Below are 19,416 nucleotides of genomic sequence, written 5' to 3' on the forward strand. Positions count from 1 at the left end.
AGCACTAAATATGTCAAAATTGAAATAAAATAAAGGATAAATTTAAAAGTGTTTTATTTAACTTAAAATATTGCGCATAATAAGCTTACGCATCTGTTTCAAAAGTAAGACCTTGATATGCAGGTTTTACATGGGATGGAACATAATTTATAACCTTGTTGTAATCCAGCGATCTATCCATATGTGTAAGTATTGCTTGTTTTGGCTTTAAATATTCTATCCATTGTAATGCTTGATCAACAGAAAAATGACTCGGATGGGATTTAAATTGAAGAGCTTCAATGATGAGAACATCCAAATCCATTAATTTGGATAAAGTTTTTTCAGGAAATTCACTAACATCCGTACAATAGGCAACATTCCCAATCCGAAAACCTAAGGAATGAATGTTTCCGTGGTGTTGTAAATATGTATTGACGCTTATTGCTCCGCCCTGCCCATGAATAATAAATTGGCTATCTTCATTGATAAGATGCTCTTTTAAAATGGGAGAATAAGATGAAGCTTTTGGTGTTTGAAAACAATATCCGAAAGCACTTTTGAGATGCTCTAGTGTAAATCTGTCGGCATAGATATCTATTAAACATTTTTGTGCAAGTGCATAGCTGCGTAAATCATCAATACCGTGGATATGATCTGCATGAGAATGTGTGTAAAGAGCAGCATCAAGATGGCTTACACGTGCATCAATCATTTGTGAGCGAAAATCTGGACCTGTATCAATAACGATCGTTGTTTTGTCTCCTGAAGGTTTAATACGTTCAACTAATAAAGAACTTCTGTAGCGTTTATTTTTAGGGTTATTCGGATCACATGTTCCCCAATCACCATTGGGCCGTGGTACTCCTGGAGAAGGACCACAACCTAATATTGTAAATCGGTATTGATCACACATATCTTTTGCCTTATTTCATTTTACTAAATAAACGAAAAGCATTACGCGTTGTTATTTGAGCTGTTTCTTCAATGCTTAAGCCAATTGTTTCAGCTAAAACAGCTGCTGTATAGCATACAAAAGATGGTTCATTTGTTTTTCCCCGATGGGGACTAGGTGCTAAGAATGGAGCATCTGTTTCCACTAACAAATGCTCATGAGGCACAATTTTTGCTATTTCACGGATTTCAAGTGCGTTTTTAAAAGTAAGAATACCTGAAAAAGAAATATAACCACCAAGTTCAATTCCAGCACGAGCAAGTTGCATTCCAGACGAATAACAATGAAGGATAAAGGGAAAAGCTCCTTCTTTTATCTGTTCACGTAATACTTTCTCCATATCGATATCGGCATTGCGTGAATGTATAACAAGAGGAATCTGTGTTTCTCGAGAAGCAATGATATGTTCTTGAAAAACTTTCTTTTGCTCTTCTGGTGTAGAATAATCATAATGATAATCAAGCCCCCCTTCCCCAAACGCAACAATTTTAGGGTGATTTGAGAGATGTATAAGCTCTTCCGCTGTAATATTTTGTTCTTCATGCGCATGATTAGGGTGTGTTCCAACAGAACAAAAGACTTGATCATAGCTTTGCGCAATGGCTAACAGCTTATCTAACTTATGAACATGGGTTGAAATTGTTATCATACGTTTAACGTCAGCATCTAAAGCTCGTTGGATAACATTATCCAAATCTTGCGAAAAATCTTCAAAATCAAGATGACAATGTGTATCAATCAACATGATAAGTATCTTCTTTCTTCAAGATATAACGAGGAAAAATCGGTTCTGGTGGTGGAAGATCAAGCCCTTCTTGAATTTTTGAATGACTTATATGATACAATAACCGATCATCTTCAGCAACCGCAAGGCTATCAAGAAGTCTCGCTGCTGATTGGGGTATGAAAGGCAAAAGCATAATTCCTATTCTCCGCAAGATTTCTACAGTGATATAAAGAACTGTAGAAAATCGCTCTTGGTCATTTTTACGTAAACTCCAAGGTTGTTCGTTGGCAAAATAGCGATTGGCATCTGCTACAATTGAAAAAATAGCTGAAAGTGCTAAATGCATACTATAAGAAGACATAGCTTGATGTACAGTTTCAAGTACTTGAAGAGATTGTTCTAAAAGCTGTTTATCTTGAGCTAAAAATGAAGTTGGTCTCGGGACTTGTGCATTACAATTTTTGGCAATCATAGACAAACAGCGCTGTGCTAAATTACCAAGATCATTAGCAAGGTCAGCATTAATACGGTTCACAAGGCTTTCATGGGTATAACTACCATCTTGTCCGAATGGTACTTCACGGAGAAGGAAATAACGGACCTGATCAAGACCATAATGATCAACCATTTCAAAAGGATCAACGACATTTCCAATAGATTTTGACATTTTTGCACCACGATTAAGTAAAAAACCATGTGCAAAAATATTTTTAGGCAATTCAATTCCAGCAGACATTAAAAATGCCGGCCAATAAACTGCATGAAAACGAATAATATCCTTACCAATAATATGCGTATTTGCAGGCCAAAAATCACGTTTTTTTGAATTTTCATTGAAAAAACCAATTGCTGATAGATAATTTGTAAGCGCATCAACCCAGACATACATCACATGCTTTGGATTCTCAGGAACAGCAATGCCCCAGTTAAAACTTGCGCGTGAAATAGAGATATCTTTTAAACCTGATTTGATAAAACTTATAATTTCATTACGCCGCTCAAATGGAGCAATAAAATCAGGATGTTTTTCATAATATTCAAGAAGAGCCTTTTCATAATGAGAAAGTCTAAAAAAATAACTTTCTTCTTCATTCCATTCAACTGGAGAGCCTAATTCCTTCTCACGGCGGATGTTGTCTGATCCAATTTCCGTATCTTTCTCTTCATAATAGGCTTCTTGGCGAACCGAATACCATCCCGTATAACGACCGAGATAAATATCGCCATTTGCTTCCATCTTTTTCCAAATTTCTTGACAAGCTTGATAATGGCGTTCTTCTGTCGTACGGATAAAATCGTCGTTAGAACAATTTAATACTGCAAGCATTTTTTGAAACACAGCACTATTACGATCTGCAAGTTGCTGAGGTGTCATACCTAATGCTGCTGCGGTTTGTTGCATCTTTAGACCATGCTCATCTGTACCAGAAAGAAAAAATACATTTTTTCCGTTTAATCGTTGAAAGCGGGCTAAGACATCGCTTGCAATTGCACTATAGGCATGTCCAATATGTGGAGCACCATTAGGATAAAAAATGGGAGTTGTTATGTAATATGTGTCACGCATGTCATACTCGTTGTAAAACGCTATAAATAAAAGATATAAAGATATAATGACATAACGTCTGTTCATCGTATTGTCACGGAAAAACTAATCCTCATGAATGATCTTATGAACTTTAAAAAGTAAGTTAATAACAAACTGCTTTTTATCGAGATTAAACAGTTGTATTTCCTCTATTTCTTGATGAATCTCTTGCCATTTTTCCGCATATTTTTTTGAGAGAAATAAGTCACCCTTTTCAACGAGCATGATAGCTTTTTTTTGAATTTTATTAAGAATTTCATCACAAAATTGTTGAAATTGGAATGTAGAAGAAACAGATGAAAATGTTTGTGCAAGAGTATGTACAATCGTTGCGTTACAAACAGGTTTCTCTAAGAGAGCATCAATTGTTTTAATAATTTCAAGACCGTCATGGCAGATAAGTAAAGCAGCTTTTCGAGGACTTCCTTTAGATTTTTTAATAATTATTTCAATTGTTTTCTCATCAGGTAAGTTCTGATTGGCGAAAATATGTATAATAACTTTTTTCATTTCATCGTTATTTAACGGACGAAAAGAAATTTTTTGACACCGTGAGTGGATTGTTGGAAGCAATTTTCCTGAAGAATGCGCGATAATAACAAATAACGTTTTTGAAGGTGGTTCTTCAAGTATTTTGAGAATTGCATTTGCTGCATTTCTATTCATATCATCTGCAGAATCAATAATAACAATACGCCATCCATCATCTTGCGATGTTCGGCTTAAAAAATGCATAATATCACGGACATCATCAACGAGTATTCCTGTTTTAAACTTTTGCGTTTTTACATCAAATCGACGTGAAATATACAAAAGACCAGGGTGACTTCCTTGTGTAATTTGGCGCCATGGAGTAGAATAAGGATCGGGTTTCAAGAAAGCCTCCTGTTGAGAACTTAAAATGTTCCAAGCAAGATGAAAGGCTAATGTAGCTTTTCCAATCCCATATTCTCCTTCAAATAACAATGCATGATGCAAACGCTCTTCTTTAAGCATTTGTGTCAAAAAATGACGAACATCCTCATGACCAAAGACAACATCATTATGGGATGGTGATAAAATTGTATCAATATCATCATATTGGCGTAAGATATTTACATTACTCATGAAAGCTTATCCAACAATACCTGATGACAAATATTTTTTATTTGATGTGCAACCGCTTCCACTGAGCCAGTAGCATCAATGACTCGAAATCTATGGGGTTCCTGTTTGGCCAATTGAAGAAAAGCTTGACGCCTTTGTTCTTGAATTTCCAACTGATCTTTTTCAAAATAATCAATTTCTTCTGTTTCTTTTCTTCGTAAATTTGCACGTTTCATACCACACATTGCTGGCATATCTAATAAAAATGTTAAATGGGGCAAGATACCATTGAGTGCAATACACTCTAAAACAGCAAGAAGAGAAGAACTGACTGTATCATTGAGTCCTTGATAAACGCGTGTAGAATCAATAAAGCGGTCACATAAAACGATTTTACCTTTTTGCAAAGAAGGCGCGATAACCTCGGTAACATGGTCGACACGTGCGGCTGTAAACAAAACAGCTTCAATCAACGGTCCATAATGTTGCGCCTGCCCTGACAATAAAATATGCCGGATTGCTTCTGCTCCTAGCGTTCCCCCTGGTTCTCGTGTTGTGACAACATCATAACCTTGGTGTGAGAGAGACTCAGCAAGTAAAGAAATCTGCACCGTTTTTCCTACCCCGTCCCCTCCTTCGAATGTAATAAAATAACCTGACACGTATGACCTTAACCTTATTAGCACGTAACTACAAATATTTCCGTAACCATCCAATTGTTATTTCATAGAATGCATTTTTTACTTTTGCAAAGAAACTTCCTTCCTGAACATTCATTCCGGCAAAAACTGGTTTTTCCAGAAGAACCTTTTTATCTTCTAAAATTTGAATAACGCCAACTGATTGTCCAGAAACGATAGGAGCTTTCAATGGACCATGATATTTAATTTTTGCTTTAACATTTACTTTTTTTTCATTCGAAAGCATAAAACTTATTGGTTTTTTAACAATGAGTGGAACAAAATTTTGCGTACCACCATAAACAGAAGCACGACCAACCGTTTCTTCTTTTATGAAAATCGTTTTGAGATCAAATGCTGTCATTCCCCATTGAAGAATGCGTTCTATTTCTTTTGTATATTTTTTACCATCTTGCAAACCATTGATTGCTAAAAAAAGACGTCGATGATTTTTAGAAATGGTGGCAACCATTGAAAAACCTTCTTTTTCACTGTAGCCAAAACCAAATCCTTCTACACCAATTTCCTTAGAAATAAGAGGGTTTTTATTACGTTGAAAAATATTATTCCACGTAAAATGAGGCTCACGATAAAGTGCATAATAATCCGGATATTCCTGAACAATATGACGTGCTAATATAATCATATCACGCACGGTTACAAATTGTCCATCTTCGGGTAGCCCTGTTGCGTTAACAAAATGACTCTGAGATAATCCGACTATTTTCGCGCGCTGATTCATCAGTTTTGCAAAATGAGCCTCATGTCCAGATATTCCTTCAGCAAGAATAATAGCAGCATCATTTCCATTCATAATAATTAAACCACGTAAAAGATCAGAAACACTGATTTCTGTCTTTATCTTTGCAAACATAGTGGTTGTACCGGAAGGTGCTCCACCTTTACGCCAAGCATTTTCACTGACCTTGAATTTCTGCGTACTCTTTAACAATCCCTCCTTTAAGTGATGAAATACGACTTCCACTGTCATCAATTTTGCTAATGAAGCAGGAAAAAAAGGAATATCACTTTGTTTTTCATAAAGTATTGTCCCTGTATCATCATCGAGTAACAACAATTGTGATGCAGAAATTTGAAAACCTTCTGCTCTCCCCCACATGTCAAATGCCAATATCCCCCATAAAGTCAATAAGATCCTTAATGTTGTATACATAGCTTCTCCTCCCATCCCAAAGATCAACATAAAGAATCTTATATAGGAAAAAACTTTTTTATTTCTGCAAATTGAGGAATTATTGACAACTCAAGAAAAGACTTTATTTTTATTCAACGTTATCAAAAATAATATGATGCACTTTTTATCTTATACCTAGGTTTAGTTTAATTTTTTAAAGTATACAAAGACAAAAATATTTTTATTTTTTTTGTTTTATATTTATAGTACATTGTTTATTATAAACAGTTATAATATTTTAACTTATATATTATTAAAAATACTGTAAGATTTCTTCTTTATATTTATTCTCATATTGAATTTAATAAAATTCGCTTACTTACGCATCATAAGTAAAGTTCGTATATGGATAAAAATTATTAAAAAAGAGAGTAAAAATACCTCTTATCAACCTCTCAAGTGTCAAAAATTATCGCACAAAACATTGGAGGCTTGCAAAGTGTACGATGGTGTCGGTTTATATCTTCATAAGTGTAAAGATAGTGATGTCTAAAGGCGTTACCAATCATACCATTCATAGGCGCTATCGTAAAATAGGCTTGTAACGTGTTGAAATATTTCCCTTTTAAATAAGTACGTGAATTGGCAGTGTACGTGTATTTTGTTTGAGACGCTCTGTTTCTCGTGAGGGGACTTACTCCATTAAAGAACATGATAAACAAAAGCATGAAGTAATGCATAATCTCTTCAGAAGATATTACCGTGGATGCTTTTTGGAAAGCTGCAAAACCAAATCAAAAGAAAATATTTTTTAAGCTTTTTATTCCTATCAAATTGATTGTATAGTTGCTTTGGAGATTACACAAACAGACCGATACAATAATCTCCCCTCGTCTAGCAAAAGCTATTACAGCAAGAAAAGTACGTGCTTTATTAAAGCAAGAAATATCATAAAACGACGAATAGACCAGTAATGGAGTGGAAAGGACGTACTGAATTTATAATAGCACCCAACCACGCTTTTTTAAAAGGACAACGCGCTTTAAGATGAAAACCTTCCACTAAATCCGTAAGTTCTTACCTTTTTTACTAGAGAATTATATAGATAAAAAATCAACGCATATTTTCTTAAAACAGTTGTAGCCAATTGACCTTTGTTTTTTTGTTTAGCTTATTTATAGAAGCAACTTGATCGAATGGCATCGGCTTATCAACCATGATAGGACCAATTTCTGGCAATTTAACTGCAACAGTTTTATTACGTTGTTCCTGTTCAACAGCAGCTGCTTTAGCTAATCCTTCTTTGTTTCCTGTATTGCGCTTCTCTTTTAACAAAACAGTTTCTCTTTTTTTCAAAACATTTTCTGACGCTAATGAATACGAGGCAGCATTTCCAGGAGTATAAGAGGCCATTAAATATGCACCATCATAATAGCCAACAGGTGCTTCAGCAATATATTCTACCTTAACATCTGCAACCCCCCTATCTACATACCCCAGTATTGCCGCAGCTTGCCTTGATAAATCAATGATTCTGTCTTTCATAAAAGGTCCGCGATCATTCACTCTAACAATGATTGAAGATCCATTTTTCAAATTAGTAACACGAGCATAGCTAGGTAAAGGCATTGTAGGATGAGCAGCAGTCAAAAGATTCATGTCATAAATTTCACCGTTGGCAGTTAAACGCCCATGAAAATCTGAACCATACCATGATGCTTCGCCAACACGTTTATAAGTTGGATCATTTTGAGGATAATACCACTTTCCTTTTATTTGATAAGGTTTACCAACAACAGCTCGTCCACGCTTTTTTTCTTCCGATTGATTCTTCTTATTGGATACTTGTTGAGGTAGTACAGAAGTGTTTACGTCAATTGGTTTATTATGATAGGAATCTTTTATTGAAAAATTCATAGTTTGGCTTGCGCAACAAGATACCAGTGACTGAGAAATGACGATCATAGAAAACAATTGAAGTGATGGTTTAATAATAAAAGTAAATTTCTTTTTTCTATTTGAAGGCATCTATTCAGTCCACTTATTTCTGTTAAGTACTACTGTAAAAACCACGTCACGCTGTCACGCTTTTTATATGCGACGGAAGAATTTACGTTTTTAAATGATTTCCCTCGCGCATATACCACCCTTGAATTGGCTCCTTTTATCAAGAAATTAACACATTGTTAACCTTTTTATGATTTTTGTAAGAAATAAATGTACTATAGTAGATGTTTAAAAGAATGAAAATTAAACAAATCAACATCTTATAGAAAAGTTATTTCATAATATAAACTGTGAATAAGTGGTGATTTTAGCAACTTGTTTTGCGAATCATGTAATGCAGTAGGTATTAAAAAATCAATCTATGGATTGAGAAAAGGAGCAACCACATTTTCTGCCAACGCAGGTACAACCGTATCGTAAGCTTAAAGCTCTTTATTTTGGACAGGAGACAGCATAGCATCGCTCTATTCCAAAACATCTGATAGAAAATGACTGATTATAGAATCAATAAAAAACTTCAAAAAGAATCAAAACGAGAAAGATTCTTAAATTTTTGTATAGTCTATTGATATTATTTAAATTTGGTGAGCGCGCAGGGATTCGAACCCTGGACCTACTGATTAAAAGTCAGTTGCTCTACCAGCTGAGCTACGCGCTCTCACACAAGCTATCTAGTTTGTAGACTATCTAATTTGCAGAAAGTGAAGGGAACATACGGTTGACTTTTCATTTGGTCAACACCTTTTGAAGAAAAATATTATTATTTTCTTCAGTTATCAATAATTTTCCGTTTTCCCCTCCTTTTTTCATCATTGTATAGATACTCTTTAATCTTCTTTTTGAAGTTTCAATCAAGGAACAATTTCATTGCAAAATATTGCATAGATTCGGAGCGCTAAAATTATAAGAAATTACCCTCCTTCCCTCACATGGGTTGTTGAGCATAATGGATAGAGAAAAAATACCTTTTACTATAATATTATTTTTATATCTTCATATTTTAGTTTTCAATTTTCAAATATGAATACAGATTTACAATATAACATATTGATTTATAACAATTTATAATTTCATCACTTGAGTGAGAGAATAAAACTATAAAAAAGAAATGAAAATACCTTTTATACCTCCTTTCAATAACCAAAAATTATCTCAACATTAGGGTTCAGCAAAATAGTATATAGCGGTTGGTACGTTAGACCTGAAAATGGGACAATGAGCAACAATGGCATTTTGAGGGTATGATTTTTATTCATGCATAATGAATATATAACGAAAGCCAATTTATCCTATAGAATAAAACAGACATAAAATTCAGTCTCATTGAAAGTATCCCGAATGACTATAAATTATGCTCACTATTATAGCTGTAGATAATTTTACTTAAAAAAAGCAGAAATAATATGCAGTGTGCAAAATGATCTAAATACCCATAGAGTGTTCTAAATATATAAAATGCCTTCTAATTAACTTTTTTATATCAAGAAATTACAAAATACGTAGATATATTTTTAGAAGAAAAGGATAACACTGGTCATAAAATTTAGTGTTGGATAATCCAGTCAGAGCTATAAAGTATTTTTATACATTGTTTAATATTAATGTAGATATATAATATATAAATAATAATTTAATAAAATTCTTAAAGTAAGTTTTATATAAATAATAATTTAAATATGTCTATAAATAAACATATTGCTTCATTAACTTAACTTATAGGATCAAAAATAAAGAAAATAATTTTGATTTGGCGGAAAAAAAATTGTAAAATTGTTATATATACATGTATTTTTACTTTACTCCTTTTTTATTATTTTGATTGGAATATTGAATGCTAACATGTAAACAATATGAGCTACTCTTGTTTATTCATAACCATACAAAAGAAACTGGTGTTCCTCCTTCTTTTGAAGAAATGAAAAATGCATTAGAACTTTCTTCAAAGTCTGGTATTCATAAGCTCATTATAGCCTTAGAACAACGAGGGTTTATACGTCGTTTACCCAATCGCGCTCGTGCAGTGGAGGTGATTCGACTCCCTGAGAAAATAACATTTAACCTTTCTTTAGCACGTAAAATTTCTCCCAGTATGATAGAAAAAAATAAAAGGGAAATATCAAAAAACTTGAGTAACCTTGACAACTTTGATGAAGAAGAAAAAAAAAATATCACCATTCCTATTATGGGACGTATTTCTGCGAGCGTGCCCGCCTCTGCTATACTGCAACAAATAAACACTCTTTCTCTCCCACGCAATATGGTTAATACAGGTGAGCACTACGCATTAGAAGTTAAAGATGATTCTATGATGGAGGCTGGTATCCTTAATAAAGATACGATCATTGTGAAACGTCAAAATACAGCAATAACAGGTGAAATTATTGTTGCGTTTATTGATAAAAAAGAAGCCACATTAAAACGTTATCGACGCAAAGGAGCTTCTATTGCATTAGAAGCCGCAAATCCTCATTATGAAGCACGTACATACGAATCCGAACGTGTAGAAATACAAGGCAAACTTACCGGACTTATTCGCAAATATTAAAAATAAACCTTATAGTACGCGATAGATATCGCAATAAGGAGTTGTTGAGTATTTTTTTATTGTGCCACACGCAGTTGACTTCCTCTCCACTGCCAAAGGATGCCCCAATTCGGTCTATAAACAGTCCAGATCCTTATCGAGCGGGTTTCATTTTTCCTTCCCTACATCTCCTTCACTTACGCAAGGAGCGACAAGTAAGCTTTAAAATATTCACCACGTACTTTATAAAAGAACTTGAATGCTTTGAAGGAAGCAACCTTATATCATCGTCCTCAATGACAGAATTTTACGATATAAATTGTATGCATGCATAAAAACACATAAAATTTTGTAGAAAAAAATCAAATAACTTTGTAACAGATTTTATTGCATAGGTATAAAAATAAAGAACATTATTTTTCAGTTATAAAAGTGTAACTCAATCATTCACAATAATTGTAGGATCATCATGGTAGCACCTCGTATTAGTTTTGTCTCCCTCGGATGCCCAAAAGCACTCGTAGATTCTGAGCGAATTATTACACGCCTTCGCTCTGAAGGGTATGAAATTTCACGTCAACATCAAGGAGCTGATGTCGTTATTGTGAATACCTGTGGCTTTCTTGACTCGGCAAGGAGAGAATCATTAGCCAATATTGATGAAGCTCTCAAAAAAAATGGAAAAGTTATTGTAACGGGGTGTCTTGGTGCTGATCCTGATGTTATTCGCCAAACGTATCCTAATGTATTGGCTATTACAAAACCGCAAGCTTATGAAAGTGTTATAGAAGCTGTTCATACAGCAATTCCTCCTGTTCATGATCCTTTTCTTGATTTAGTTCCTCCCCAAGGTATTCGTTTAACACCTCGCCATTACGCCTACCTAAAGATTTCTGAAGGATGCTCTAACCAGTGTAGTTTTTGTATCATCCCTACTCTGCGTGGTGATCTCACTTCACGTCCCATCAGCGATGTTCTTCGTGAAGCTGAAAAACTCGTGCAAGCGGGTGTAAAAGAACTTTTAGTTATTTCACAAGATACGAGTGCTTATGGTATTGATCTAAAATATCTCGAAAATTCTTGGAAAGATCGTACAATAAAAACAAAATTCTTTGATCTTTGTCGCGAACTAGGCGATATGGGTATTTGGATACGTATGCATTACGTTTATCCTTATCCCCATGTTGATGAAGTTATCGAACTTATGGCTGCAAAAAAAATTCTTCCTTATCTGGATATTCCTTTTCAGCATGCATCACCAGCTATTTTGCGTCATATGAAGCGTCCTGCACTCATAGAAAAAACAAACCGTAGAATTGAAAAATGGCGAAAAATATGCCCAGATCTTACTTTGCGGTCAACATTTATTGTTGGTTTTCCTGGCGAAACGAATGAAGATTTTAATATACTCCTAGAATGGCTAGAAGAAGCAAAAATTGAACGCGCTGGGTGCTTTAAATATGAAGAGGTAAAAGGAGCCGCCGCAAATGATTTGGGATTAGAAAATATTCCTGAAGAGGTGAAAGAAAATCGCTGGCATCGTTTTATGGCAAAACAACAACAAATTTCTACACATCTTTTAAAGAAAAAAATTGGAAAAAGACTCCAAGTGCTTATCGATGAAAGTCAAGGAAAAGTTGCCAAAGGACGTAGTCAATACGATGCTCCAGAAATAGATGGTGTTGTCCATATATCATCACGACGCCCGTTGCGTGTTGGTGAATTTGTCAGCGTTAAAATTGAACAGTCGGATGCCTATGATCTTTATGGTGTAGCAGTTTGAAAATTTAACTTCTTCCCTGTCCTCAATGATGAAGATTTCTATCAGCATTGGTTTATAAAAAGATCGGCTACTCACAATCGAACTTGATCACTTATGTAACTCACTTCATGAGAATTTACGAGCAATCCTCGCCCTGAATGTTTGCTATACACTCCACAAATACCAAGCAGTTATATATTCTCTTAATTTAATGCCTTAAATGAGGTGACGGCGGCGCAAAAGAATAAAATTCTCAAGGTTCACCATTTTTACTTAACAAAAGAGAAAATCGACAATCGTACTATTTTCCCATTTTTCATATTGCGACAGTCATTAGTTAGTGAAAGGAAACTTTTTTCAATAGTGTCTTAATAAATAAGTATCTTATCTTAAACTCTTTGAACTTATTTTTTTAAATATCTAATCTTTATTAACAGGTCTTAAAATCAAAGAATTTCTTATCAAGCAAATGACTTGGGCGTACATTTGTTAAAGCGCGAATCATCGTATCTTTACGTCCTGGCATTTGTCTTTCGATATTTTTCAGCATTTCTTTCATTGCATTACGTTGTAAACCATCTTGACTACCGCAAAGATTACAAGGAATAATCGGAAATTGCATTGCTTGAGAAAATTTTTCCATATCCTCCTCAGCTGCATAAACAAGAGGACGTAACACAAAAAGATCTCCTTCATCATTTTTAAGTTTTCCAGGCATGGCAGCTAATCGGCCACCGTGAAACAAATTCATAAAAAATGTTTCTAAAACATCATCACGATGATGACCTAAAACTAATGCAGAACATCCCTCTTCACGTGCAATACGATAGAGATTACCACGTCGTAATCGAGAACAAAGTGAACAATATGTCTGCGACTCTGCCAATTTATCTGTAACAATGGAATAAGTATCCTGATATTCAATACGATATGGAATTTTATAAGAACTTAAAAAGTCTGGAAGAATATGCTTAGGAAATCCAGGTTGCCCTTGATCAAGATTACAGGCAAGAATTTCAACGGATAAAAGACCTCGCCACTTTAAGTCTAAAAGAAGCGCTAATAAACCATAAGAGTCTTTTCCACCCGATAAAGCAACAAGCCATTTTTTTCCTGTAGAGAGCATAGAAAAATCATCCAAAGCTTGTCGCATATGACGCAAAAGTCGTTTGCGCAATTTATTAAATTCTACGCTTGAAGGAGCAACACGAAACATTGGATGACAACTATCTGCTTCGCTTATTAAAGGATCATCTCTCCCTTCGTTTTCTTCTATTGCCTGATATTCAACTGAAACATCATTCATAATACCATATCCTGCACAATAAACAGCTCGTTTTGCAAAGATAAAAACAAATATTAAAGCAAGCTTACATTTATGTTTTTTGAACTTATAAATTAGATACACAAAAAAGAAATGGAACTATATAAGTCTATGACTATAAAACATAGCAATAAACTTAATATAGAACCATTTACAAAAAGCACTTATTAACTTCAGAGATTGTAAAAATAACACAATATCTTGAAGTTATAATAATAGAAGAAAAAAATAACTTCTCTTGCAGAAAAATTATCGAGAATAAAACTCAACAACCAAATTAGGTTCCATTTGCACAGCATAAGGAACATCTGCAAAAGCAGGAATACGTGTAAAGGTTGCTTTCATCTGTTTATGATCTGCTTCAATATAATCAGGGACATCACGTTCTGCCAATTGCACTGATTCTAAAACTAAAACAAGTTGTTTTGACTTTTCCCGAACCTCAATAACATCACCAGGTTTACAACGATAAGATTGAATATTTGTGCGCCGACCATTTACATTAACATGACCGTGATTGATAAATTGGCGAGAAGCGAAAATCGTGGGCACGAATTTTGCACGATAAACAACAGCATCCAAACGTGATTCTAACAGACCGATAAGATTTTCACCAGTATCACCCCGTCGACGAGCAGCCTCTTCATATGTTTTATGAAATTGTTTTTCTGAAATATCTCCATAAAACCCTTTCAATTTCTGTTTAGCGCGCAACTGCACCCCATAGTCAGAAAGTTTTCCTTTACGACGCTGTCCATGCTGACCTGGACCATAATCACGACGATTGACAGGAGATTTCGGACGACCCCAAATATTTTCTCCCATACGACGGTCAATTTTATACTTTGTTGTTTCGCGTTTACTCATCGCATTTCCTTATAAAATAAAACACGAGATCTTAAGACCCCAAGGAAACGCGCCCTCCTCTGCCTTTAAATACTAAAGACTGACAGAATACCTTAACATATCAATATGCAAAGTTATCCACGGGACACGTCAATTAATGCTATTTTCTTGAAAAAATAGCCAGATCATCATTATTGGTCTTACAACCCAAAGTCAACTCCTTTCATGAGTTTTAAGCCAAATCCTTTAAACAAATTCTCCGTTAAAGAAGTGATATTTTTCGATGTTAATAACGCAAAATCTTGATATTTTTTTATATATTGATCGTGTACTTTTTCCGACAGTGGTAATAATGATCTGATATGTTTGGCAATCGCTTTCGCCGGATCAATCCACTCAACGGACCATAAAGCATGTTCACGAAAGAAGTTAATCAAAAAAGGATAATGTGTGCAGGCTAAAACAATAACATCAGTATATTGTCCATTTTTTTCCACAAAACATGGTAGGATTTCTTTTCTTAACTCTTCTGAATCGATAGATTTTCCCCGTAAATAATCTTCAGCAAATCCAGCCAGCTTTTTACTTCCCACAAGTTGAACATGACACTGTCCAGCAAAAGAATTAATTAATTCATTTGTATAGGCACGTTTCACTGTTCCAGGAGTAGCTAATACGGAAATAAAACCAGATTTTGTTTGTTCAGCAGCTGATTTAATTGCAGGAACCGTTCCTACAAAAGGGACATGAGAAAAATTCTGTCGTAAATCTGCCATCATCAGTGTAGAAACGGTGTTGCAAGCAATCACACATAAGGCTGGATTGTAGCGTGTTAAAAGATTTGTAAAAATCTTTAAAATACGCTCTTTCAAAATATTTTCTTTCCAATTTCCATAAGGAAATCCTGCATCATCAGCAACATAGATAAATTGCATTTCAGGGATAAGAATACGTGCCTCCCTGAACACTGTTAAACCACCAATACCGCTATCAAAAAAAAGAACAGGTCGTTCATCCATTAGTTTTCACACTTATTTTTAATTTTTTCACGATCACGCTCTTCAGGTGCTCTACTCCCCCGTGGATATTGTGGCGAAAAATGATCCAAAGAAGATATAATGCCTCGCAATAAACGAACCTCAGGTTCACTAAAGTTAGCGCGCGTAAAAACAGAGCGCAAATTTGCAAGCATTACTTCTTTGCGTTCTGGGGGTCTAAAATACCCACGGATATTCAAAGCCTCTTCTAACTGAGATAAAAAACCATGAAATATTGTTTTATTTGCAGGTTCCATCTCTGCGGCACGAAATGCCGTATCGCTGACATCCTCTAGACCTGTTTTCATCCATTCGTAAGACATTAAAAGAACTGCTTGCGCAATATTAAGTGACGCAAAAGCAGGATTAACTGGAAAAGTAATAATTTCATCAACAAGGCTGATTTCATCATTTTCTAATCCCCATCTCTCTCTTCCAAAGACAATACCTGTCTTATGTCCGATACTTTCACGCTGACGTAATACGCTTGCTGCTTCGACAGCACTTTTTACAGTTTTAAATCCACATCTTTCACGTGCTGTTGTGGCAAAAACATAGTGTAAATCTGCAATTGAATCACGCAATGTATTAAAAATCACAGTGTTGTTAATGACATGATCAGCTTTACTCGCAGCAGCTATAGCTTTTTCATTTGGAAACATTTCTCGAGGTTTGACTAACCGAAGCTTAGAAAGCCCAAAATTTGCCATTGCCCTTGCGACCATACCAATGTTTTCAGGAAGCTGCGGTTCAACTAAAATAATAATGGGACCATTTGTTAAATTTTCACGATTCTTATTCGTTCCAGCCATCAATCTTACCTAGTTTCACTTAACTATCTCCCTCTCCACTATTTTTTACGAAACCTTCTTCACAGTACTCTAATGCTGTTTAATAATAAATTATAGACAATGTTATCTTTTCACTCAAAGATAATAAATTTTAAAAGCCATTAAAGTGGACGATGGAATTTATAACAATTTATATAGGATATCGTAGCGTTTTTTACATCAATTTTATCTTTTTTTTATAGGGAATAGCCGCTACAAATCATAATCTCAGTTGAATTATGAAATCATAAATCCTAAAAAAGGGATATGCACTTTATTTCCAAACTTTTTCCTGCAAAGCTTATCCGTCGTTATAAACGTTTCCTTGCGGATGTTCAACAAGATGATCAGCATGTCCTCACCGTATCTGTACCTAATACAGGATCAATGCTTGGATTAACAGCTTTCAACTCCAATATCTGGCTTTCATATCATAATAACATCAAACGAAAATATGCCTATCAATTAGAAATTATTGAAGCCGATAATACTTTGGTTGGCATTAATACTGCTTTACCCAATAAACTTGCATTAGAAGCAATTCAAAACGGATTACTACCAGAATTAAGTGGATATAAAACAATTTTAAAAGAACAACGCTATGGAACACAATCACGAATTGACTTTCTTTTACGTGACGACATTCTTCCTGACTGTTACCTAGAAGTCAAAAATGTTCATTTTATTCGTCAAAAAGGATTAGCAGAATTTCCTGATAGTGAAACAAAACGTGGAGCACGTCACCTTGATGAGCTCATAGGAGTTGTACAACAAGGAAAAAGAGCTGCTATGCTTTATATTATTCAACGAGAAGATTGCGCAGCTTTTACAATCTGTCATGATCTTGATCCACTCTATGGACGTAAATTTGATTTAGCATTAAAATCAGGAGTAGAATGTTATGCTGTAAAGTGTCACATAAGTGTAGAAGGCATTTTTCCGATTCAGAGAGTAAAAATAGAAAACAGAAAAAACAATGACTGAGTATATTGAATATAATAAAAGCCCTTTAAAATTTAATGGAAAAATTCGCATTTTCGATGATTATGCTTTTGCTAAAATGCGTGAAGTTGGTCGCATTGCTGCAGAATGCCTTGATGCGCTTACGGATATTATTAAGCCAGGCGTTACTACGCAAGAAATTGATGATTTTGTATTCATTTTTGGTGCTAAGCGAGGAGCACTTCCTGCTGATCTAAATTATCATGGATACAGCCATTCATGCTGTACATCTATCAATCACGTTGTCTGTCATGGCATTCCCAATAAAAGACCCTTGCAAGAAGGCGATATTGTGAATGTGGATGTAACCTTTATCCTTGATGGTTGGCATGGGGATTCAAGCCGAATGTATCCTGTTGGAAAAATCAGGCGTGCTGCAGAACGCCTGCTAAAAATAACCTATGAAAGTCTTATGAAAGGAATCGCTGTTGTTAAGCCTGGAGCAACCACAGGTGATATTGGTGCAGCCATTCAACAGTATGCAGAATCTGAACGATGCTCAATTGTGAAAGATTTTTGTGGACATGGTATTGGGCAGCTTTTTCATGATGCACCCAATATCCTCCATTATGGAACCCCTGGAGAAGGAATAGAATTAAAACAAGGTATGATGTTTACAATTGAGCCTATGATTAACCTTGGTAAACCACAAGTTAAGATTTTATCTGACGGTTGGACTGCTGTTACCCGTGACCGCTCTCTGACAGCACAATATGAACATACAATTGGTGTCACAAATGAAGGGTATGAAATATTTACACAATCTCCTAAAAATATTTTTTATATTCCAAATTCGCATACCTAACGCAATGTAGAGATGTTATGGCTAAAAAATTAAATCAAAAGGAAAATACTCAAAGTGATCACTTTGCATTAACATCGAGTTCTCCACTCACCCCAGTATCAGAAAGAAAAAGTGAAGACCCTCAGAAAAACGCACAGCTCCATAAACATTATCAAGGACACCGTGAGCGTCTTCGGAAGCGTTATTTAAAGTCAAAAGGAAATGCAATCGAAGATTATGAATATCTTGAATTATTGCTTTTTCGTACAATACCCCGTGCAAACACAAAACCCATAGCTAAAAATTTGATAGCACGTTTTGGTTCATTAGCTGATGTGTTGGGAGCAGATATTCACCGACTTCAAGAAATTCCAGGATGTGGTCCCGCCACTGCAATTGATTTAAAAATTATTTCAGATGTTGCTGGACGTCTTGCTCGTGCGCAATTGTTTAAACGCGATATTTTTTCATCATGGGATAAAGTGTTAGCTTATTGTAAAGCTGTTATGGCTCACGAAACACGTGAACAATTTCGTATTTTGTTTCTTGATAAGAAAAACGGCTTACTTGCTGATGAGGTGCAACAAACTGGAACCATTGATCATACCCCTGTTTATCCTCGTGAAGTTATTTCTCGAGCTTTAGAGTTATCCGCATCAGGACTTATCTTAGTCCACAATCATCCTTCTGGCGATTCCACCCCCTCTGATGCAGATATAACAATGACATATAGATTAAAAGATGCAGCAAATGCGTTAGGCATTATTATCCATGACCATCTTATTATTGCACGAAATAATCATACGAGCTTTAAAGCATTAAAACTTATATAAATCTTATGGGATAAAAAAGACTTCATTCAACTATGAACAACAAATCAATTTTCTAAATCAATATCTAATATAGCCATTGAGAAATTATAGGAGAGCTCATCTTCATCTTCATCTCGATAGATAATGCCTAAAAACTCATCTCCCATATAAACCTCACAAGAATCACTCTTTTTAGGCCGTGCTCTAACTTGCAATGCTGAGTTTTGGAATATATTTTTTAAATAATTATCAAGTTTTTTTATTTCATCAGCATTCACTATGCTCTCCTGTTTTTTTAACGATTTAAATAACTGCGTGTCGCGCAAATAAGACAACCT

Annotated in this window: 16 protein-coding genes, 1 tRNA gene and 2 pseudogenes; 6 read left to right on the plus strand and 13 right to left on the minus strand. The window is 34.9% G+C overall.

Going from position 1 to position 19,416, the window contains the following annotated elements:
- Positions 1–85 precede the first annotated feature (85 nt).
- The 7 genes from ACFIKY_RS03540 to ACFIKY_RS03570 all read right to left on the minus strand — a co-directional run bounded on the left by ACFIKY_RS03540 (position 86) and on the right by ACFIKY_RS03570 (position 8,178).
- Complete coding sequence (locus ACFIKY_RS03540; protein WP_375636095.1) at positions 86–895, minus strand: MBL fold metallo-hydrolase; 810 nt, start codon at positions 893–895, stop codon at positions 86–88.
- Between the two features lie 10 nt (positions 896–905).
- Positions 906–1,679, minus strand: coding sequence for a TatD family hydrolase (locus ACFIKY_RS03545; RefSeq protein WP_375661413.1), 774 nt, complete (start codon positions 1,677–1,679; stop codon positions 906–908).
- Complete coding sequence (gene metG, locus ACFIKY_RS03550) at positions 1,669–3,228, minus strand: methionine--tRNA ligase (protein ID WP_375661414.1); 1,560 nt, start codon at positions 3,226–3,228, stop codon at positions 1,669–1,671. The genes ACFIKY_RS03545 and metG overlap by 11 nt, the downstream gene beginning before the upstream one ends.
- A gap of 84 nt (positions 3,229–3,312) precedes the next feature.
- The gene (locus ACFIKY_RS03555; RefSeq protein WP_375661415.1) at positions 3,313–4,356 is read right to left on the minus strand and encodes a DNA polymerase III subunit delta'; all 1,044 of its coding nucleotides are present in this window, start codon (positions 4,354–4,356) and stop codon (positions 3,313–3,315) included.
- Positions 4,353–4,997, minus strand: a complete 645-nt coding sequence (gene tmk, locus ACFIKY_RS03560) for a dTMP kinase (protein WP_375644820.1) — start codon at positions 4,995–4,997, stop codon at positions 4,353–4,355. The genes ACFIKY_RS03555 and tmk overlap by 4 nt, the downstream gene beginning before the upstream one ends.
- 28 nt (positions 4,998–5,025) lie before the next feature.
- Complete coding sequence (locus ACFIKY_RS03565; protein ID WP_375661416.1) at positions 5,026–6,189, minus strand: D-alanyl-D-alanine carboxypeptidase family protein; 1,164 nt, start codon at positions 6,187–6,189, stop codon at positions 5,026–5,028.
- A 1,089-nt stretch (positions 6,190–7,278) separates the two neighbouring features.
- Entirely contained in the window at positions 7,279–8,178 is a 900-nt protein-coding gene (locus ACFIKY_RS03570; RefSeq protein WP_375661417.1) for a septal ring lytic transglycosylase RlpA family protein, read from the minus strand.
- A gap of 285 nt (positions 8,179–8,463) precedes the next feature.
- Between ACFIKY_RS03570 and ACFIKY_RS03575 the strand changes: the two are divergent.
- Positions 8,464–8,649, plus strand: a pseudogene (locus ACFIKY_RS03575) (integrase); the annotation flags it as partial.
- Between the two features lie 90 nt (positions 8,650–8,739).
- On the opposite strand, the gene ACFIKY_RS03580 reads toward ACFIKY_RS03575, so the two are convergent.
- A tRNA-Lys gene (locus ACFIKY_RS03580) sits at positions 8,740–8,815 on the minus strand.
- A gap of 1,173 nt (positions 8,816–9,988) precedes the next feature.
- Between ACFIKY_RS03580 and lexA the strand changes: the two genes are divergently transcribed.
- Complete coding sequence (gene lexA, locus ACFIKY_RS03585) at positions 9,989–10,702, plus strand: transcriptional repressor LexA (protein WP_375636089.1); 714 nt, start codon at positions 9,989–9,991, stop codon at positions 10,700–10,702.
- A 448-nt stretch (positions 10,703–11,150) separates the two neighbouring features.
- The gene (rimO, locus tag ACFIKY_RS03590; RefSeq protein ID WP_015856403.1) at positions 11,151–12,464 is read left to right on the plus strand and encodes a 30S ribosomal protein S12 methylthiotransferase RimO; all 1,314 of its coding nucleotides are present in this window, start codon (positions 11,151–11,153) and stop codon (positions 12,462–12,464) included.
- Positions 12,465–12,873: 409 nt separating this feature from the next.
- On the opposite strand, the gene ttcA is transcribed toward rimO, so the two are convergent.
- The 4 genes and pseudogenes from ttcA to ACFIKY_RS03610 form a co-directional block, all read right to left on the minus strand.
- Positions 12,874–13,749: a tRNA 2-thiocytidine(32) synthetase TtcA gene (ttcA, locus tag ACFIKY_RS03595; RefSeq protein WP_375628391.1), complete on the minus strand. Its 876-nt coding sequence runs from the start codon at positions 13,747–13,749 to the stop codon at positions 12,874–12,876.
- A gap of 267 nt (positions 13,750–14,016) precedes the next feature.
- Positions 14,017–14,634: a 30S ribosomal protein S4 gene (gene rpsD, locus ACFIKY_RS03600; protein ID WP_273722651.1), complete on the minus strand. Its 618-nt coding sequence runs from the start codon at positions 14,632–14,634 to the stop codon at positions 14,017–14,019.
- Between the two features lie 179 nt (positions 14,635–14,813).
- Positions 14,814–15,632: a glutamate racemase gene (murI, locus tag ACFIKY_RS03605; protein ID WP_273787953.1), complete on the minus strand. Its 819-nt coding sequence runs from the start codon at positions 15,630–15,632 to the stop codon at positions 14,814–14,816.
- A pseudogene (locus ACFIKY_RS03610) lies at positions 15,625–16,462 on the minus strand (RNA methyltransferase). Before ACFIKY_RS03610 ends, murI begins: the two are co-directional and overlap by 8 nt.
- A 285-nt stretch (positions 16,463–16,747) precedes the next feature.
- On the opposite strand from ACFIKY_RS03610, the gene sfsA reads away from it, so the two are divergent.
- Genes sfsA through radC form a run of 3 tightly spaced genes read left to right on the plus strand, consistent with a single transcriptional unit; the run spans position 16,748 to position 19,099 of the window.
- Positions 16,748–17,464, plus strand: a complete 717-nt coding sequence (gene sfsA, locus ACFIKY_RS03615) for a DNA/RNA nuclease SfsA (protein ID WP_375661419.1) — start codon at positions 16,748–16,750, stop codon at positions 17,462–17,464.
- Complete coding sequence (gene map, locus ACFIKY_RS03620; RefSeq protein ID WP_375636087.1) at positions 17,457–18,287, plus strand: type I methionyl aminopeptidase; 831 nt, start codon at positions 17,457–17,459, stop codon at positions 18,285–18,287. The genes sfsA and map overlap by 8 nt, the downstream gene beginning before the upstream one ends.
- A gap of 17 nt (positions 18,288–18,304) precedes the next feature.
- Complete coding sequence (radC, locus tag ACFIKY_RS03625; RefSeq protein WP_375636086.1) at positions 18,305–19,099, plus strand: DNA repair protein RadC; 795 nt, start codon at positions 18,305–18,307, stop codon at positions 19,097–19,099.
- A gap of 44 nt (positions 19,100–19,143) precedes the next feature.
- Here radC and ACFIKY_RS03630 read toward each other — a convergent pair whose 3' ends face one another.
- The gene (locus tag ACFIKY_RS03630; protein ID WP_015856411.1) at positions 19,144–19,356 is read right to left on the minus strand and encodes a DUF3126 family protein; all 213 of its coding nucleotides are present in this window, start codon (positions 19,354–19,356) and stop codon (positions 19,144–19,146) included.
- Positions 19,357–19,416: the final 60 nt, after the last annotated feature.

This window comes from Bartonella sp. CR127HXZ (genome assembly GCF_042194555.1).
GTDB classification, from domain to species: Bacteria; Pseudomonadota; Alphaproteobacteria; order Rhizobiales; family Rhizobiaceae; genus Bartonella; species Bartonella grahamii.